14 protein-coding genes and 1 pseudogene are annotated in these 17,290 nt (G+C 70.1%); 7 read left to right on the forward strand and 8 right to left on the reverse strand.

Annotated features, from left to right (window positions below; translation table 11 throughout):
* Nucleotides 1–149 precede the first annotated feature (149 nt).
* Nucleotides 150–626, reverse strand: a complete 477-nt coding sequence (locus ACZ7OY_RS28350; RefSeq protein ID WP_471913982.1) for a LysE family translocator — start codon at nucleotides 624–626, stop codon at nucleotides 150–152.
* On the opposite strand from ACZ7OY_RS28350, the gene ACZ7OY_RS28355 reads away from it, so the two are divergent.
* Nucleotides 547–2,214, forward strand: a complete 1,668-nt coding sequence (locus ACZ7OY_RS28355) for an IS200/IS605 family accessory protein TnpB-related protein (RefSeq protein ID WP_471913983.1) — start codon at nucleotides 547–549, stop codon at nucleotides 2,212–2,214. The two genes, ACZ7OY_RS28350 and ACZ7OY_RS28355, sit on opposite strands and share 80 nt — an antisense overlap.
* Here ACZ7OY_RS28355 and ACZ7OY_RS28360 read toward each other — a convergent pair.
* From ACZ7OY_RS28360 to ACZ7OY_RS28380, 5 genes and pseudogenes are all read right to left on the reverse strand, one after another.
* On the reverse strand, nucleotides 2,211–2,636 hold the full coding sequence (locus tag ACZ7OY_RS28360) for a LysE family translocator (protein WP_471913984.1): 426 nt from the start codon (nucleotides 2,634–2,636) through the stop codon (nucleotides 2,211–2,213). The two genes, ACZ7OY_RS28355 and ACZ7OY_RS28360, sit on opposite strands and share 4 nt — an antisense overlap.
* A gap of 487 nt (nucleotides 2,637–3,123) precedes the next feature.
* A complete protein-coding gene (locus ACZ7OY_RS28365) occupies nucleotides 3,124–3,762 on the reverse strand; it encodes an aspartate/glutamate racemase family protein (RefSeq protein ID WP_471913985.1) in 639 nt (212 codons plus the stop codon).
* 7 nt (nucleotides 3,763–3,769) lie between these two features.
* Nucleotides 3,770–4,168 carry a GNAT family N-acetyltransferase gene (locus ACZ7OY_RS28370; protein ID WP_471914013.1) on the reverse strand — a complete coding sequence of 133 codons (399 nt, stop codon included), beginning with the start codon at nucleotides 4,166–4,168 and terminating at the stop codon, nucleotides 3,770–3,772.
* An 18-nt stretch (nucleotides 4,169–4,186) separates the two neighbouring features.
* Nucleotides 4,187–4,606 (reverse strand): aspartate 1-decarboxylase, encoded by a 420-nt coding sequence (gene panD / locus ACZ7OY_RS28375; protein WP_162468873.1) that lies wholly within the window; start codon nucleotides 4,604–4,606, stop codon nucleotides 4,187–4,189.
* 1,202 nt (nucleotides 4,607–5,808) lie between these two features.
* A pseudogene (locus ACZ7OY_RS28380) lies at nucleotides 5,809–5,982 on the reverse strand (GNAT family N-acetyltransferase); the annotation flags it as partial.
* Between the two features lie 614 nt (nucleotides 5,983–6,596).
* On the opposite strand from ACZ7OY_RS28380, the gene ACZ7OY_RS28385 reads away from it, so the two are divergent.
* From ACZ7OY_RS28385 to ACZ7OY_RS28410, 6 genes are all read left to right on the forward strand, one after another.
* Nucleotides 6,597–7,640: a PP2C family protein-serine/threonine phosphatase gene (locus tag ACZ7OY_RS28385; RefSeq protein WP_471913986.1), complete on the forward strand. Its 1,044-nt coding sequence runs from the start codon at nucleotides 6,597–6,599 to the stop codon at nucleotides 7,638–7,640.
* Between the two features lie 237 nt (nucleotides 7,641–7,877).
* Nucleotides 7,878–8,261, forward strand: coding sequence for an MBL fold metallo-hydrolase (locus ACZ7OY_RS28390; protein WP_471913987.1), 384 nt, complete (start codon nucleotides 7,878–7,880; stop codon nucleotides 8,259–8,261).
* A gap of 85 nt (nucleotides 8,262–8,346) precedes the next feature.
* Nucleotides 8,347–9,039, forward strand: a complete 693-nt coding sequence (locus ACZ7OY_RS28395; RefSeq protein ID WP_471913988.1) for a TetR/AcrR family transcriptional regulator — start codon at nucleotides 8,347–8,349, stop codon at nucleotides 9,037–9,039.
* 44 nt (nucleotides 9,040–9,083) lie between these two features.
* Complete coding sequence (locus ACZ7OY_RS28400) at nucleotides 9,084–9,755, forward strand: enoyl-CoA hydratase-related protein (RefSeq protein WP_471913989.1); 672 nt, start codon at nucleotides 9,084–9,086, stop codon at nucleotides 9,753–9,755.
* Between the two features lie 494 nt (nucleotides 9,756–10,249).
* On the forward strand, nucleotides 10,250–10,693 hold the full coding sequence (locus tag ACZ7OY_RS28405; protein ID WP_471913990.1) for a PaaI family thioesterase: 444 nt from the start codon (nucleotides 10,250–10,252) through the stop codon (nucleotides 10,691–10,693).
* An 86-nt stretch (nucleotides 10,694–10,779) separates the two neighbouring features.
* Nucleotides 10,780–10,959: a hypothetical protein gene (locus ACZ7OY_RS28410; protein ID WP_471913991.1), complete on the forward strand. Its 180-nt coding sequence runs from the start codon at nucleotides 10,780–10,782 to the stop codon at nucleotides 10,957–10,959.
* Nucleotides 10,960–11,456: 497 nt separating this feature from the next.
* On the opposite strand, the gene ACZ7OY_RS28415 is transcribed toward ACZ7OY_RS28410, so the two are convergent.
* Both ACZ7OY_RS28415 and ACZ7OY_RS28420 read right to left on the reverse strand, forming a co-directional pair.
* Entirely contained in the window at nucleotides 11,457–13,115 is a 1,659-nt protein-coding gene (locus ACZ7OY_RS28415) for a hypothetical protein (RefSeq protein WP_471913992.1), read from the reverse strand.
* Nucleotides 13,116–13,264: 149 nt separating this feature from the next.
* The gene (locus ACZ7OY_RS28420) at nucleotides 13,265–17,269 is read right to left on the reverse strand and encodes a LamG-like jellyroll fold domain-containing protein (protein ID WP_471913993.1); all 4,005 of its coding nucleotides are present in this window, start codon (nucleotides 17,267–17,269) and stop codon (nucleotides 13,265–13,267) included.
* Nucleotides 17,270–17,290 lie beyond the last annotated feature (21 nt).

Here is a 17,290-nt window from a genome sequence, read left to right on the forward strand (position 1 = left end):
GCCTGACGGCGGACCGTACGACCGCTGCCCGCCGCACCGGCGGGTGACCACGGCGGGCGACCACACCGGTCGCCCGCCGTCGGCATGCCCTGCGTCGGCGCACATGGTCATGGTCAGGGCAGGCAGCGCCTCGGCAGGTGGGCCCGGGCTCAGTCGCCGAATGCGAGCCGGATGCCGAACGCGCCGACGACCGTGCCGGTCACCCGGTCGAGCAGGCGCCGGGTGGAGTGGCGGCGCAGCCGGTCGCGCAGCAGGTGGGCGCAGCCGACGAGGACGGACGACCAGAGCGTCCCCAGCACGACATGGGTTCCGGCGAGCAGGACACCCATCGCGAGATGCGAGCTGCCCGCCGGTACGAACTGCGGGAGCACGGCCACGTAGAACGCGCCGACCTTGGGGTTCGGAACTTCTGCCGCTTGACCATGAGCGAGTGAGCTTTCGTGAGCATGGGTGAGCGGCTGGTGGCGTGTGGCGGGTGTCGTTGGTGGGAACGGGGGTTTGCTGGTCGAATGCGTGACCTTTTCGGGAGGATGTTCGTTGGGTGGGGTGACCGGGCTGGTGCGGTGCTGGGTGGGGGTGGGTGGGTTGCGGGAGGTGGCGGCGTCGTTCGTGGTGCCCGGTCCCACGGGGGTTGCGGTTCGGGCCCGGCTGCGGGTGTCGCAGGCGGACGTGGCGGTGCTGGCCGAGGTGGGTGTGTTCCTCGGCTCGCTGGCCGTGGGTGATCTCGCGACGCGTGTCCGGCAGGGTCTGGAGCATGATGCGGCCACATGGGCGGTGCGCAAACGGGAGCTGACCGGTCTCTCGTCCGCCCGGTGGGCGGGCAGTATCACGAAGGCCACGCATGACCAGTGGGCGTTGTCCCGGCGGGGGCAGGCGGCCGAGGCATCCTGGCTGCGGGGGCAGATCGCGTCGATCGAGGCGCGGCTGGCCCGGCCGCTGGGCACGAAGGCGGACCGGCGGGCGGGGCTGGCCCGCGGCTACGGCTCGCGGGCGGAGTGGCATGCCAAGTCCCGCCGCCTGCACGCCCTGAAAGACCGGCTGACGCGGGTGGAGGCGGACCGGGCGGCCGGCCGGGTGCATGTGGTGCGCGGCGGTAAGCGCCTGGCTCATCTGCGCCACCACCTCGACCAGGCCGGTCTGGATGTGGAGGCGTGGCGGGAGCGGTGGCGGGCGGCGCGGATGTTCCTGACCGCGGACGGGGAGTCCGGCAAACGCTTCGGCAACGAGACGATCCGTGTCACCGACACCGGACAACTCACTCTCAAGCTCCCGGCGGCACTGGCCCATCTGGCCAACGCCCCGCACGGCCGCTACCTCCTGGATGCGACCGTCACAATCCGGCACCGGGAACAGGAATGGCTCGACCGGATCACCGACAACCGGGCCGTCGTCTACCGCATCCACCACGATGTGGTACGCAGCCGCTGGTACGTGACCGCTTCCTGCCAGCGCACCCCGGTCCCGGTGGTGCCGCTTGAGGCGGCGCTGGCGCGGGGCGTGGTCGGTGTCGACATGAACGACGACCACCTCGCAGCGTGGCGCCTGGACGTGCACGGCAACCCGGTCGGTGCGCCCCGGCGCTTCTTCTACGACCTGTCCGGCACCACCGCTCACCGGGACGTGCAGATCCGGCACGCGCTGACCCGCCTGCTGCACCACACGGCCGCTACCGGCGCGGCCGCGATCGCGATCGAGGACCTGGACTTCACCGACGGCACCAGCCGGGAGAAGCACGGCCGCAACAAACGCTTCCGCCGCCTCATCGCCCGCTTCCCCACCGCGAAACTCGGAGCCCGGCTGGTTGCGATGGCCGCCGAGCAGGACATTGCGGTGGTCGCGGTCGATCCGGCCTACACCTCCCGGTGGGGCGCCCAGCACTGGCAACAGCCCCTGACCGGCAGTACCCGCAAGGTTTCCCGGCACGATGCCGCGAGCATCGCGATCGGGCGACGCGCCCTCGGACACCCGATCCGGCGACGGACGGCACCGCCCCCACACGACCAGAGTGATCGTGTACGGCATCGGACCGCCCAGGCCGGACCCGACACCCGAAGGCGTGAGGGACCCCGCCCCCGCATCCCCGGACCACGGACGAGATCCGTGCCGCCCGGCAGCGGAGCGAAAGCGGGCGACCAGAACACCCAACACCGTTCGGGACGTTCGGCTGAGCAATCGCAGTCCTGGAGACAGGACTCACTCCCGCTCAGTCTTTAGGAACGGTTGAGCAGGTTCGTCAGCGCGCCGCCCTGCCGCCAGCCGCAGCCGAGCGTGTCCGGAGCACCGTCCGCAGCGCGGTCGGCCTCCTGCGACTCTCCGGTCGGCTCCCCTGCCGATTCGCCCGCCCGGCGCCGGGTGGCAAAGATCATGCGTCCGCCCATCCAGACGAGGTAGGCGGCACCGGCCCAGCGGACGATGGCGTAGGCGAGCTGGGAGGCGGTCAGCAGGGCGGTGACGCCCAGCGAGGTGAGGACGCCCCAGGTCAGGGTCCCGGTCTGGATCCCGAGGACCACGCCCCAGGCCCGGCGCCGGTGGCCCAGCGCGGCGGTCCGCAGCACGAGCGCGGTGTCCAGTCCCGGTGTGAGGGTGAGCAGGCCGACGATCACGGCGAAGCCCCAGAGGGCGGAGAAGTCGATCACGCGACGCCCCTAGGGCGTCCGGTCGCCCGAAAGCCACGATCCTGCCCGATTCCGGGCAGTGGCGATGGCTTCCATCTGTCCATCAGGTGAGCGGGGGTCCCGGTTCGGGGTTCGGTACCGGCTCGGGGCCCGGCGGGATCGGTGAGGGCGAGGGGTCCGGAGGTCCCGGCGCCGGGGGTGTCGGCCCGGGCTGCGGCGGCTCTGGCGGAGTCGGCACCGGGGGCGGCGCGGGGACCGGGGACGGAGGCTGCACGGGGTCCGGGAACGGCGCCGGCGGCTGTCCGGGATCCGGAGCGGGCTCCGGTGGCTGCGGGTCCGGGCCCGGCGTCGGTCCGGGCGGGACCGGATCGGGGTACGGTGCTGGCTGCTGCATGGCGTCCTCCGGCGAGTCGGTGAACCTCGGCTCTGGACCACTCCCCGCGTACCCGGTGCCCGCGCCGCCACTCACTCGAGGGCCCGCCTGGGCCCCGCCCTCGCTTCGGAGCCCTCAGGCGACCCGCGCGGCCTCGACCGCGGCCGTGAGGCCCGGCCGCGGGCTGGCGAGCACGGGGACCGACGTGGTGGCGAGCTCCCGGGCCGGGGCCATGGAGGCCTGGGCCAGGACGATCGCGTCGGCGTCGGCGACGGCGTCGGCCGCCTCCGCCACCAGGCGGACGTACCCCTCGCCGTCGCCCGCCTCCAAGCACGCCCAGGCGCCGTCGACCAGCACGGTGCGGACCGTGACGGGCCGGGCGGCGCCCCGGGCCTCCTCCTCGATCAGGTCCACCGTCGGGCCGAGGGTGCTCGCCAGGGCCGCGAGGACGACGACCCGCGACCCGGCCGCCACCGCGGCCGCCGCCATCGGACGGTCGACCCGCAGGACCGGGACACCGGCCTCGGCGCCGTACGCCTCCGCGACGGCGCCGATGGTCGAGCAGGTGCACAGCACCGCCCGCGCCCCGCCGGCCACGGCACGGTCGACGGCGGCGCGTACGTCCGCCGCCACGGCGTCCGGGCCCGTGGCGCGGGCCCGCTCCAGCAGCCCCTCGTCGACGAAGTGCCGTAGCTCCAGGCCCGGATGCGCCTCGTCGCGCAGGGCGTCGAAGACCGGGACGTGGACGGGCGAGGTGTGCAGGAGCGCGAGCACAGGCGGTTCAGAACCTTCCGGGGTGCGCGATCAGCCAGTCCTTCGCCGCCCGCAGCAGCTCCGGGTCGGCGGCCGGGGCCTCGTCCGGGTGGCGTTCGGCCCACTTGACGACGTACGGGCACAGCGGGGCCACCGGGATGCCCTCGCGGGCGGCGGTGGCGTACAGCTCGCGCGCGAGCGAGCCCGCGATGCCCTTGCCCTCGTGGGCCGGTTCGACGATCGTGTGCACGGGCACCAGGGCCCGCGCGGGGGCCTCCAGCACGAAGTACTCGATACGGCCGGCCACCTCGCCGTCGGCGGCCAGCGCCTCCAGGCGCCCGCCCGTCCGGTCGTCACGGATCTCGATGTCACTCATGGGTTCCCCCTCGAAGTACGGCTCGAAATATGGCTCGAAGTACGGTGGGATTCTCCGGCGTCCCCGCGGTCAGACTCCGACCGCCTGCGGGCTGCGCTCCTGGTCCGAGCCCGGCACCGGCTGCGACGGGTCGGCGCCCAGCGCCACGATCCGGTTGTCGCCGTCCACGTGCACGACCCGCGGACGCAGGGTGCGGGCCTCGGCGTCGGTGACCTGTGCGTAACTGATCAGGATCACCAGGTCGCCGGGGTGCACCAGATGGGCCGCGGCCCCGTTGATCCCGATCACCCCGGACCCGCGCTCCCCCTCGATGACATACGTCTCCAGGCGGGCGCCGTTGGTGATGTCGACGATGTGGACCAGCTCACCGGGCAGCAGATCGGCCGCGTCCAGAAGATCGGCGTCGATGGTCACGGATCCCACATAGTGCAGGTCGGCCTGGGTGACGGTGGCACGGTGGATCTTGGACTTGAACATGGTGCGCAGCACTTTGGACTCCTGGAAGACGGCTCCCCGCCGGCTTTTTGCTGGTCAGGGGCGCCCAACACTGTACATGGGTGTGCCTTCGGCTCGAAGACTTTTCAAAACACCGTGCGCCATGGGTAGCAGGCTGCTCACCTGCGCGAACAAACTGCCGCGAAGCTGCCGAGCAGTTGCATATGCGGATGGCTGTCCGGGCCCAGTGCTGATTGGAGGCTGACTTACCTGATGAGTCATCAGGTAAGTCGAGGGATCCAGAACAGCCGCGGAGCCAGGCGATCGCGCTCGACGACGTAGCGGAAGACGCCCAGGCCAGTGCCGTGTGGTTGACCTCGCTTCGCGACCACGGGGCGGTTCAGATCGCCTACTGCCGCCGGGCCGAACCCGACAAGCGGGACTACCTGGATTGAGGCCCGCAGGTAACCGAGGTGGAGGAGTTGCTATTGGTACCCGGGGCGCGCTGGCGAGTGGAGGAGGTGATCAAGCCGGCCAAGCCGTCCGCCGGAATGGCTGGCTACGAGGTGTGCTCCTTCCATGGCTGGTACCGGCATATCACCTTGGCCCAACCGGCCGCTGCCTTCCTGGCTGCCCAGGCCGCTTCCACACACGAACAGGCCGCTTCCCTTCCCGCCGACGGGTCGCTGGGCCAGAGAGGGGGACTTCCGCAGTTCCATCAGCCTCGGTGACACAGCTCCGAACGCCTACCCCGCCTACGAGGTTTGTCGGCTCTTGGAGGTGACGGCCGCTCAACCCGCCCCGATGGAGCGGATTCGGCACGGACGGCATTGGTCGCTATGGTGCCGCTGCCTCCGGGCCTCGCCCGTGCCAGTCACCGCCGACGCAACTGGAGCGGCCCAGCGGCACCCCGCCGAATAGAACGGCGAACTACAGCGGCAACGCTGACCTACAAACTGAAGGACTAATCGTGCATACGGGTAGTCTTCGCAGGACTCGACAGTACGGCGATCCAGATCGTCACGTTGCAGGAGATCACCGATAGGGAATCACTAATTACCACCCGATGTTCACCTCGCCCCAAACAACGATAGACAATCTCAAATTCACCGCTATCGAGCAATGAAACCGACACATACCAGCCGGCAGTATCCTCTACCGACTCCACAACGAAGGAGCCATTATCACGCAGATTGAGTTCGCCGAGGAACTCAAAGAGCAAGTCTTCGGATGACTCGGCGTGACGGAACCTCTATGACGCGGTGGGCCTCGATGTAATCAAGATCCACCCGGTAGCCCGCGACTGCGGATGCGTGTTTGCCCTCGTAGGCGCCTGAGTCACGCACGAGCCGCGTGAGCCGTTTGGCGTCCCGCGCGACGGCCCGCCGTATCGTGATCGGCTGACTGGTCGGGGAAGTGCGTGAACTCATCGGGAGAGTATTCAGCACCGGGGAGTGCCTTCGTGCGGCGGGTCGGCTGCTCGCGCAGTCGCTCACGCACCGCTCCCGGGAAAGGCGAGGGCGTCGGCCTCGCCTTCAGCAGGCCGGGTGGCCGACGTCCGCCCGGGCCGACAGGCCGCCGGCGGCCACGACGAGCCGCCCCGTCGGGATGGTTCTCGACGGGGCTCCGCCGCAGCACTCGCTATCACGCCGCTGTCGCCAACTGTGCGGCCCTCCCGGACATGAAGGCCATGACCTGTGGTTCGTGCCCAAGACGGCCGTGGTCTCAGACCACGTGCGCCCTCGAAGAGAGTGAGGCTCGGCCCGGGGAGGCGCGAGCTTCACCTTGTCGGTCCTTGACGACGGCCTCCGGCCCCTGGGCTGCCCACCGCGGACGGTGGAAGGGCCGCTCACAGCCGGGGGGGGCGTTCCGAGGGGGCTGCACGGCGCGGTCCAGCGGCCGGTCGGCGCGCATGGACGCCGATACTCTCACGGAACGAGGCCCGTTATGCCCCGTTAAGATGATTTTTGTGATCAGGACACGACGACCCCGGCACCACCGCCCTTCATCCGATGCCCCACGCGAGATCGTCCTGCTGTCGCCCGTGATTCTCACCGTCCTCATCACTGGCTTGGCCTTCGCCACTCCCAGGGAGATCGCCTTCAGCCGTCTCCTGCCTGCCGCACCCGCCCTGGCCGCTGCGATGTGGCCCGTGCTCCCGACGATCGCGCTGGGGGCGTTCTGCCTGCTGTCCATGATCGGGCTCAGCCTCGTGTACTCCGATCTCGGAACGCCCTACACGGCGGCGGCGATCGTCGCGGTCACTTTGACGGCCGCATATACGAGTCATCTTCGACTCCAGCGAGAGGAAACGCTCTTCCAGGTCCGGCTCGTCGCCGACGCAGCGCAGCAGGTGTTGCTGCGCCCGCTGCCGCACCGTGTCCAAGGCCTCGATGTCGAGTCGCTGTATCTGGCGGCTCAGGAGCAGGCCCGGATCGGAGGCGACTTCTACGAGGTGGCCGACACGCCGTACGGGGTTCGGCTGCTCATCGGTGACGTGCGCGGCAAAGGGCTGCCGGCCGTGGGAGCTGCCTCGGCGGTGATCAACTGCTTCAGGGAGAACGCGTACGACCAGCCCGACCTGAGGGGCGTCATCCATCGGCTGGAGACGAGCATAGGGCGCTACAGCGTCGCGATCCTCGACCCGGATCAGCCTGAGCACTTCGCCACTGCTCTGATCGCCGAGATCCCCAGTGGCGGCGGACATGTCAAAATCCTCAATTGTGGACATCCTCCGCCACTGGTGATGCGCAACGGCGAGATCCGCGTCCTTGAGCCCACCGTCCCCTCACCGCCCCTCAACCTCGCGACGCTCCTCGGGGACGACTACAACGTCGACACCGTCGCCTTCGCCTCCGGCGACCAGATGCTGCTCTACACCGACGGCGTGACGGAGACCCGGGACCGGGCCGGCACGTTCTTCCCGCTACCGGAGTGGATGCGACAGCTCGGCCCGGTGACGCCCCGTGAGCTGCTGTACCGGCTTCACCGAGACCTACTCCATTACAGCGGCGGAAGGCTCGATGACGACATCGCGGCCGTCGCCGTCCGCTGTAGGCGCCCCGGGACTCCAGAGCGCTCCGCCTAGGTGGCTGGAAGCCGTATAACGGCTGTGTCTGCTCCCGGTGAGCAGGCGACCGCGCTAGCGATGCGGCGCGCCCTGCGCGGCGACAGGCTCCTGGCCCCTGCCGAGTCGCGCATACGATGCCGCCGACCGCGAGCCGGCCCGCGCCTTCAAGGACGCAATCACCACGGGGTCGGCCGGGGACGAGGGCGCACGGCTCGCCGCGCAGCACATCACCGCCGCAGCCCGGGCGCCCAGTGGGTGCTGGCCTCGGGCAAGAACCTGGTCGCGATGTACGCCACTCACGGCCACGGCGACCACTGGTTCGGTTTCTCCGAGGTCGCCAAGCACTTTCCCGAGGCGCGGATGATCGCCACCGAGGGCACCGTGGCCCTGGCGGAGTTCGCCGCCGGAAAGCGTATGGCGTTCTGGAACAGCCAGTTTCCAGGCCAGATCGTCAAGGACATCGTGCTGCCCGAGGTGATCGACGATTACACCTTCCTCCTGGAGGGCGAGGAGGTCCGGTTCGTCGAGGCCGGCGACAGCGACGGACCGAGCCGCAGCCCACCATCATGGCGATCTCGAGAGCAAGGATGTGATCCGCGGCGGTCAGCGCCGTTTTCACATGGTCGAGGGACGGGATGACCGCCTTCTCGCGGGCGTACTCCGGCTTCTGGACCCCCTTCACCGGGTCGTCCGCGATTCAGTGACCGCCGGCGACTCCTCTTGCATGTTCTATGGCATACACCTTAAGTTACTGATAGGTAGACCGTTTGGTGGGCCGTACGGCCATGGGGAAGCTGGTGAGCAGATGAGCCCGCGCAAGAGTGAAAGCCGTGACCGCATGGTCCTCAGTGCTGCAGCTCTGCTGCGTGAATACGGTGCGAGCGCGACCAGCATCGACCGGGTGCTCGCCCACAGCGGAGCTCCCCGGGGCTCGGTGTATCACCACTTCCCCGGCGGGCGGGCGCAGCTCATCGAGGAGGCGCTGGCACTGGCGGCGGACTTCCTCACGGGGCTGATCGAATCCGCGATGCAGGTGGATGACCCGGTGGCGGCCGTCGACGCGTTTTTCCGGCTGTGGCGTGACCGGCTCGTGGAGAGCGGCTTCCGGGCCGGCTGCCCGATCGTGGCGGTGGCCGTGGAGACCAACGACGATGCACCCCAGCTTGCCCGCTCGGCCGCCGCAGTCTTCGCCCGCTGGCAGGAGGCCCTCACGGCTTTTCTCGTCCGGCACGGCCTGACCGAGGAACGCAGCCGCCGGCTCGGTGCCTTCATGATCGCCGCCGTCGAAGGCGCGGTGATCATGTGCCGGGCCGAACGGAGCACCGCCCCGATCGAGGCAGCCGCCGCCGAGATCCACGACCTGCTCCTCCACGCCCTGCGCGACCGCCCCGGTGCCGAATCCGGTCCCCGGCCGTAGCCCGCAGTCGCTTGTCCAAGTCAGCTCAGCCCGAAGGAGTCGCCATGCCCTCACTCGACCGTCAGGACAACGTCTTCGTCCTCGACCTGGGAGACGGAGAGAACCGCTTCCACCCCGACTGGCTCACCGCCGTCAGCGCCGCGCTCGACGAGGTGGAGAAAGCGGAAGGCCCTCGCGCCCTGGTCACCGCCGCCACCGGCAAGTTCTACTCCAACGGGCTCGACCTGGACTGGCTGTCCGCCCACACCGACCACCACCAGGACTACGTCGTCACCGTCCATGAGCTGTTCGCGCGGATGCTGTCGCTGCCGGTCATCACGGTGGCCGCGCTGCAGGGGCACACCTTCGCGGCCGGCGCGATGTTCTCCCTCGCTCACGACTTCCGCGTCATGCGCGCCGACCGCGGCTACTGGTGCCTGCCCGAAGCGGACATCAACATCCCCTTCACCCCCGGCATGGCCGCCCTCATCCAATCCCGGCTGGCGCCGCAGACCGCGCACGAGGCCATGATCACCGCCCGCCGCTACGGCGGCGCCGACGCCGCGGCCACCGGCATCGTCGACCAGGCCGTCACCGAGGAAGCCGTGCGCTCCACCGCGATCGAGATCGCCCAGGCACAGGTGAACAAGGCGGGCGACACCCTCGGCACCATCAAGGCCCGCATGTACGCACCGGCCCTGGCCACCCTGCGCGACACCACCAACCCGCTCGGCTGACCAGCACCTCACCCGCCGCACCAAGCCGTGCCCCGGGCGCCGTCCCCCGGGGCGCGGGCTGCCCCAACTGCCCACCGCATCAGGGCGTTCACCGCAAACACCACCTTCCGCGACGACACCTGGCGCGAGCGCGACCAGCAGGACGCCTGCGCGTCGGCCCGCACGACGCCGAACGGCTGAGCCTGTCCGACGGCGCCCCCGCCCAGATCACCGCGTCGCGCGGCACCGCTGAGGCGGTGGTCGAGAGCGACGCCCGCCTGCAGCCCGGGACGCGGCCCTGCCGAACGGCTTCGGCCTCGACCTGCCCACCCAAGACGGCGGCAACGAACGCACCGGCGTCGCCCTGAACACCCTCACTGACCTCACCTGGCGCGACCTCATCGCCGGAACCTCCTGGCACAAGCACGTTCCCGCCCGTGTCCAGCCCCTCCCCGCCTGATGAACACCCCGCCCCTCAGGGCGGCACCACCGGCACCTCGCAAGGAGAACGACCCGTGACCACCACCGACCTCACCGCCATGACCGGCCTGGAACTGATGCGCTGGGTGCAGACCGAACGCCCCACTGACATCCCCTCCATCGGCCGCCTGCTCGGCATGCGCTTCGACGAGGTCGCCCACGGCCGCATCGTCATCTCCCTCGACACCCGCCCCGACTTCGCCAACCCTCTCGGCACCGTCCACGGCGGCATCGCCGCCACCCTCCTCGACTCCGCCATGGGCTGCGCCGTCCACACCACCCTCCCCGCCGGCACCGGCTACACCACCCTCGAACTCAAGGTCAACTACATCCGCGCCGCCCGCACCGAGGGCCAGACCCTCACCGCCGAGGGCACCGTCATCCACGCCGGCCGCCGTACGGCGACCGCCGAAGGCAAGGTGCTCGACGAGCAGGGCAAACTGATCGCCCACGCCACCACCACCTGCATGATCCTTTAGGTCGCTCGCCGAGGCCGGCTTCACCTGCCGTGAAGGTCACGTTCCGCGTGGGCCGTCGGCGGCCGAGGCTGCGCGGGGGGCAGCGCGTGGACGATGGCAGCGCGCTGCCCGAGCTGCTGGCGCAGGAACTGGTTTTCGACCGTGGCCTGGTGGAGGGCACCGGGCGGCGCAGCAGGTCACTGCCGCGCGTACAGGTCAGCAAGCCGGACACCGTCCGGCCTGATGCTGACCATTTGCTGACCCGGAGGCGGCGATCAAGGACCTGACCTGCGGAAACACCCAAGCGCTAGATCTTGGACTTGAACATGGTACGAAGCACGGAGAGTCTCCCGGTTTGTCTGCTCCCTGCCTGCTTTTGCAGGTCAAGGGCGGCCCACACTGCACATCGACACGCCTTGGGCCCGAAGACTTCCAGGAAGATCGTGCGTTGCCTTGACTTGACTTTCCGCCTGCGCATTTCTGCGCCATTCTGCGGCTGCCTCGGTACGGGCAGCCCGGAGCCCCAGCAGTGGGACACCGGCCCCGCACCACGTGCCGCAGCCGGCAGCCGGCAGCCGGCAGGAGTCGACCTCGCGGCCATCCGGCAGGGTGTAGCGCGAAGGGCCTTCGGCCGACACGAAGCTGGCGCCGGAAAACGCCCGAGCGGACCGCGAATTCGATCAAGTTCCTTTCCGGCAGCAGTAGTTCGACCTACTGCTGGACCAGTTGACGCAAAACGACAGGCCGCGCGGACTGACCAGGTGGGCGGCGGTTGTGACGCGGATCAGCGGACGTCGACGTAGTCGGAGACCCTGGTGCTGGTGAGGTAGTGGCTTCCGGTCTGGCGGCTGAGGGCGACGGCCCAGGTGCCGTCCTGTTTGGCCGTCACCCTGCCCTTGAGGTGGCCGTTGGAGTCGCTGGCCAGTTCGCAGACGTAGTGGTAGGCGGAGGAGCCGCGGGGCTTGAAGTAGAGGGTGGGGGCGCCCCCGTCGAGCGGCTTCCAGGTGGTGCCCTTCTTGTACTGGAGGATGCCCGCGAAGCTGATCGACTGGCCCTTGCGGACGGGGTCGGGGGAGGCGTGGAAGCCGGTGATGCGGGTGGCGTAGCGGTAGAGGTGCACGGGCTTGGTGGTGCTGGTGCCCAGGTCGGGATCGCCGTTGAAGCGGGCCCGCCAGTAGGCGTCGGTGTCCGGCTTGGTGAGGGTGCGGGCGAACGTCTCCGGGACCAGGGGCTTGTTGTGGCGGATCGGGACCGCGACGGTGGCCGCGTCCTTCCAGCCGCTCTTGCCGTCCTTGGAGTACTGGAGGGTGACGGTGGGCTTTGCGGGCCAGTGCGCGCGCGTGTCCTCGTAGTAGACGTAGCCGTCGGTCGTCAGGGTCCCGTCGTCGTGGAGCGACGCGGTCACGGCGGTGTGGGTGGTGAAGGCGACGTGCAGGCTGAAGGGTTCGGTGGCGGTCTGCTGGAAGGGCATGTCGGCGCTGCTCGCGACGAGTTCGGCGCTCGGAGCGGCGTTGTCCGAGGGGACGTGCAGGGTGTAGTCGCCCCGGCTGTCGGTGATCGTCTGCCCGGCCACGTATGCACTGTTCTGGAGGGTGATCGTGGTGTGCGGCAGCGGCTGCCAGCCTGAGGCGGTCTGGATCTCCGCGTGGCCGGTGACGGTCCCCGTCGCACCCTGCTCCAGGTTCAGGGTGTGCGTGCTGGCCGAGAAGCGGACCGGCGCCTGCGCGGTGTGCAGGTTCTGCGGGGACACCGGCGGGTGGATCGCGCCCGGGTAGCGGTTGGAGGACTCAGGCACGGTGTACAGCTGGAAGGACGGCTCGGTGGGGACGAAGGCGGCGGTGAAGCGGCCGTCGGCGGCGGTGGTCGCGGTCGTGTGGATGTGCCCGGCGTCGAGGTCGACGGTGACGCCGTCGGCGGGATCCGGAGCGTCGGGGTCGCGGGGGTCGCGGGCGACGACGGTGCCGCTGACGGAGACGTCCTGGTGGAGGTAGTCCGGCACGTCCGGGGTGGTGGTGAGGCCGGTGACGGTGATGACGGTCCGGTAGTGCAGGGTGTGCGGCGAGAGGGCCCCGGTGACGGTGGCGCCGGAGGCGTCCTGCAGATCCACGGTGACCCGGTAGTCGCCGAGTTCGGCCAGGTGCACCGGCGCCCGCCAGACGCCGGAGCGGGCGTCCTGCCCCGAGTACTGGGTGAAGTCCTCGGTCGATCCGGCCTCCGGGGCGCCGTCCGGTGCGTCCAGCGGATAGAAGTGGGCGGTGATCCGGGTGAGCGGGCTGTCGGAGTGCGCCGTGACGAAGAGCAGGCCCGGCTCGTACCAGCCGTCGGCGTCGGACAGGACGGGACCGCCGGTCGTGCCGTCGGCGTGGGCCGGGGCGGTTCCCGTGAACAAGGAGGCGGACAGGGCGGTCGCCGTGGCCGCGGCCAGGAAGGTGCTGCGTCTCATGATGGTTCCCAGGGCAGAGGTAGGTACGTGGGCGGAGCCGGATTCCGAATCCGGAGCCGGATTGCGGATCTGTGTAGGCGCCGCCCGCACCCGGAGGCGTCCGGGTGCGGGCGGCGCTACGGGCGGCGCTACGGAGTGACCGTCAGGTGTCAGTCGAGCTGGGCGACCTTGGGCAGGTCACCGGCGGACGCGGCATCGGCGGGGGGAAGGGCGTAGGGATAGATGCGGACGTCGCTGATTGCGCCATTGGTGTATTCGCCGTAGGTCCCTGAGGAGAGCTTCCGGCCCAGCTGCAACGGGCCGGTGGCGTTCCACGGGGTGTAGGTCCAGTCGTTGGTGGCCGCGAGCTTGCCGTCGACGTAGAGACGGATCTGCTTGGCGGTGGCGTCGTACATGCCGACGAGATGGGTCCACCGGCCCGCGACCGGCTTGCCGCCGTAGGTCGCCCGCCACACGGCGCCGCTCGCGTCGGTGCTGTGCCGGCCGAAGGCCCAGGACTTGGCGCCGGAGGAGTAGTACAGCTGGAATCCGTTGTTGGTGGTGCCGCTCTGGGACAGGAAGGTGCTGTTGGCGGTGCCCAGTGAGGTGAGCTTGACCCACGCGGAGACGGTGAAGCTCTTGGAGCTGTCCACGGCCGGGCCGGTCGTACTGGCGTAGCCGGTGGTGCCGTTGAGGGTCACGGCGTTGCCGCGGGTGGTGTCGTTGGTCCAGGAATAGCCGCCGGACAGGCCGGCGGTGAGCGTTCCGTTGCTGTCCGCGGTCGTGGCGCCGCTGCCTTCGGCCAGCTTCCACCAGTGGGTGGCGGTGTCGGTGACCGATCCCAGTGAGACGGCCGGGGCGAAGTCGTAGGTCGGCGGGGAGGTGAGGACCAGGCTCTGGCGGTAGTTGTACTCGAGGAGCTGGCCGTAGGCGTCGACGGCGTACAGGTCCGGCATGCCGTCCGGGGCGCCGGGGTTGGTGGAGGTGCTGCGGACCGGGCTGTTGACGTCGCCGGGTGAGGCGACGACCGGGTAGGCGGTCGGCGACAGGGTGAGCCCGAGGCTGGTGTGCGTGCCCGGGTGGAGCAGGTCGGGGACCAGTGTGGTCGGGTCGACGGTGATCGGGTAGCTGTACAGCTGGCCGGTCGTGTTGTCGCGGGACCACAGGACGGGCTTGCCCTTGAAGGTGCCCGCGGCGATCAGGCTCTGGCCGGTCCAGTCGCCGTCACCGAGCAGGAGCGGGTTCTTGAGGTGGTAGCCGCCGTCGGACTGGTAGATCCAGAGTTCCTTGTTCTCGACGGTGATGACGGCGGGGTAGTCGTCGGTGTTGCCGAAGACGTTGCCCGGGGCGATGAGCTGGCTGACGTTCCAGCTCGTGCTGTTGTAGTCGGTGGTGCGGCAGCGGGTGTCGTCGGCGACGACGTCGGAGGCCGCGCAGGCGTCCTTGACGACGCGGTCGAAGCGCTTGTCGACGAAGCCGCCGAGGGTGGACCAGGGGGTTCGGGGGACGGAGGCGTCGTCGACCGGGTCCAGGTCGTTCTTGACGATGTAGAGGTTGTGGCTGGTCTTGTTGTAGGCCCACAGGTCGTCGCCGCTCGCGCCGTGCAGGTTGCCGCGGTGGGCGATGAGGTAGTTGTTCCAGCCGGTGCCGTCGGGGGAATCCTCCTTGGTGGAGACCGTGACGGGGCCGGTGACGGCGGGCGGGGTGCCGGTGACCGGGTCGCTGTGGACGGGGGCGGTGTTCTGGCCCGGGTCCTGGTTGCCGGGGATCAGGTCGAGGTCGCCGGTCTTGGTGGTGGCGAGCAGGTCGGGCACGCCGTCGCCGGAGATGTCGCCCGGCTTGACGGGGGTGGCGGGGTTCCAGGGGACCGTGAAGGTGTAACCGGCGGGGCTGGTCGAGATGTTGCCCGCCTTGTCGACCGCGGCGACGTACAGGGTGTGCACGCCCCAGTCCTGGATCGGGACGGGGATGGTGGCGGTGGAGCGGCCCTCGCTGTCGGTGCCGGAGACCGCGGCGGTGGTGCCGTCGGCCTCGGTGGGCGGGCTGTCGAGCTGCCAGAGGAAGGACTTCATGCCACTGGAATTGCAGGGGCCGGGGACGCAGGTGTCGTCGCCGGCGGCGGCGTCGGTGCCGGCCACGGTGAAGTCGGTGGTCTTGCCTGGGCCCGCGTAGACCGGGTCGCCCTCGCGTGCCGTTCCGACCGGCGGGAAGGCGGCGTTGCCGGATATGTCGGGGGTCGGCGGTGCCGTGAAGTCGGTGGTGAACCAGCAGTGGTCGGACCTGGCCGACGTCAGGGCCTGCGCCGAGTCGTCCTCGGCGTAGACGTCCCAGCCGTACTGGTGGCCGTCCTTCAAGGTGGCGCCGATCTTCATCGGCGCGTCCGAACCGGAGGCCAGCCAGCCGCTGTCGGGGCTGGAGACGGAGGCCCCGCTGCCGTCGCCGTCCGGGTCGACGGTGCGGTCCCAGACGTAGTAGTGCGCCTTGACGTTCTCGCCCGACATCTGGCTGGTGACGGTGGAGTGCAGGGTGACGTTGCTGCCGGCGTCCGAGTAGGTGGTGGCGCCGATCCAGCCGACTCCGCTGGTGGTGCAGGCGGCGGAGGCGCCGGCGGCGGCAGGGGTGAAATGCAGGTTGGTCGGGATGCCCGGCGGGATGTCGAACTTGGTGGTGAGGGTCAGCGTGGTCGACAGGCGCAGGTAGTCGTCGTTGCTGGACGACTCCGACTCGTTGCCGTACAGACCGATGGTCCAGGTGTTGGCGCCGTCGCCGAAAGTGCCGTCCGCGTCGTAGCCGTTGCCGTCCTCGTCCGCGATCTTCTGGGCCTGGGCCTTCACGTGGAAGGTGGCGGTGCTGTTGCTGCACGAGCTGCCGGAGTTGGCGCCGCTGGGCACGGTATCGGTCACCGGCGGGAAGGCGGTGTCGTGGACGCCTGGGCGCGACAGCCAGTCGGTGCTCGCGCTGATGGCGTTGGTGGTGTGCAGCGTAAGGGGCTGGTTCTGGCTGCAGTTGTAGCTCGCCGCGTAGGTGGTGGAGATCTTCACGTAGGCGTCGTCGACGACGAACGAGGGGTGCAGCCCGCCGGTGTTGATCGCCCAGTACGAGCGCTCCACGCCGACTCCGCATGCGCCGCCCCAGCGTTGGTAGCCCGCGCCCTGGCCGTTGGTCTGCGCCTTGTCGTACTGGGGGGAGTTGTCGCAGGTGGAGCTGGAGTAGATCTCGGTGTAGTGGCTTGCGGTCGAGGTGACCGGGTTGGTGTAGGGGTCGATGTACACCGGGTAGGCGGTGTCCGGGTCGCTGAGCATGCCCGCGTCGGGGGTCAGCGTCACGGCCTTGCTCGTGGCGGTCATGGCGACCGGCTCGGTGGTGGCCTCCGGGCCGGGGCCGTCCACCGAGGACGTCATGTCTGCGGCCGGTCCGCCGAGCTTGGCGGGGGTGGTGGCGGAGTCCCACATCAGCGGCTGGGGGCTGGTGTAGGCCAGGTCGCCGTCGGCGGCGGTGGCCTGCATGGTGTCGGCGTCGGTGGTGGCCAGCGTGAGGTCGTGGGCGTCGACCGCGAGCTGGAGCTTACGAAGCTGCGGGTTGGCGGCCGCAGCCGCGTCGTGGACGACCAGGACGTCGCTGAAGCCGCCCTGATCGGTGACGGACACCGACAGGTCGACGCCGGGCAGCACCGAGGGGTACACCGCGGTATCGCCGCTGACGGTCGGCGCGGGCAGCGTGAACGGCAGGGTCAGGGCCATGCTGGGCCCGTCGGCGTGGGTGAGCTTGACCAGCGGGCCGTCGCCGCCGCCCGAGAGCGTCACGGCGTTGGGTGTGGCCTCGGGTGCGAAACCGCCGTGGCCGTCGGACGTCAGGCTGGAGTCGACCGGGGTCCACTTGCCGTCCTTGTAGACCCGGGTGGGCAGTGCGCTGGTCGTGTTGGTGAAGGTGCCGTCGGGCAGTGCCTCGGTGGTGGACACCTCCGTGGTCAGTGCGTCCACCGGGACCGTCTCTCCGGTGGAGACAGCCTCGGCCCGGGCCGCCAGTAGCGGGTCGGCGGGGGCGGACGAGGCGTCGTCGGCGGCGGCCGGCAGCGCCGGAACGGCCGCGACCAGGCTCAACACGGCGGCGAGCAGGGCCAGTCGGCCGGCCGTGGCCGTGCGTCTGCGGCCGATGCGGATCGGTGGTCTCAACACCTGGTGGGCTTCCTTCGGATC

The organism is Streptomyces sp. NPDC107559 (assembly GCF_055657365.1).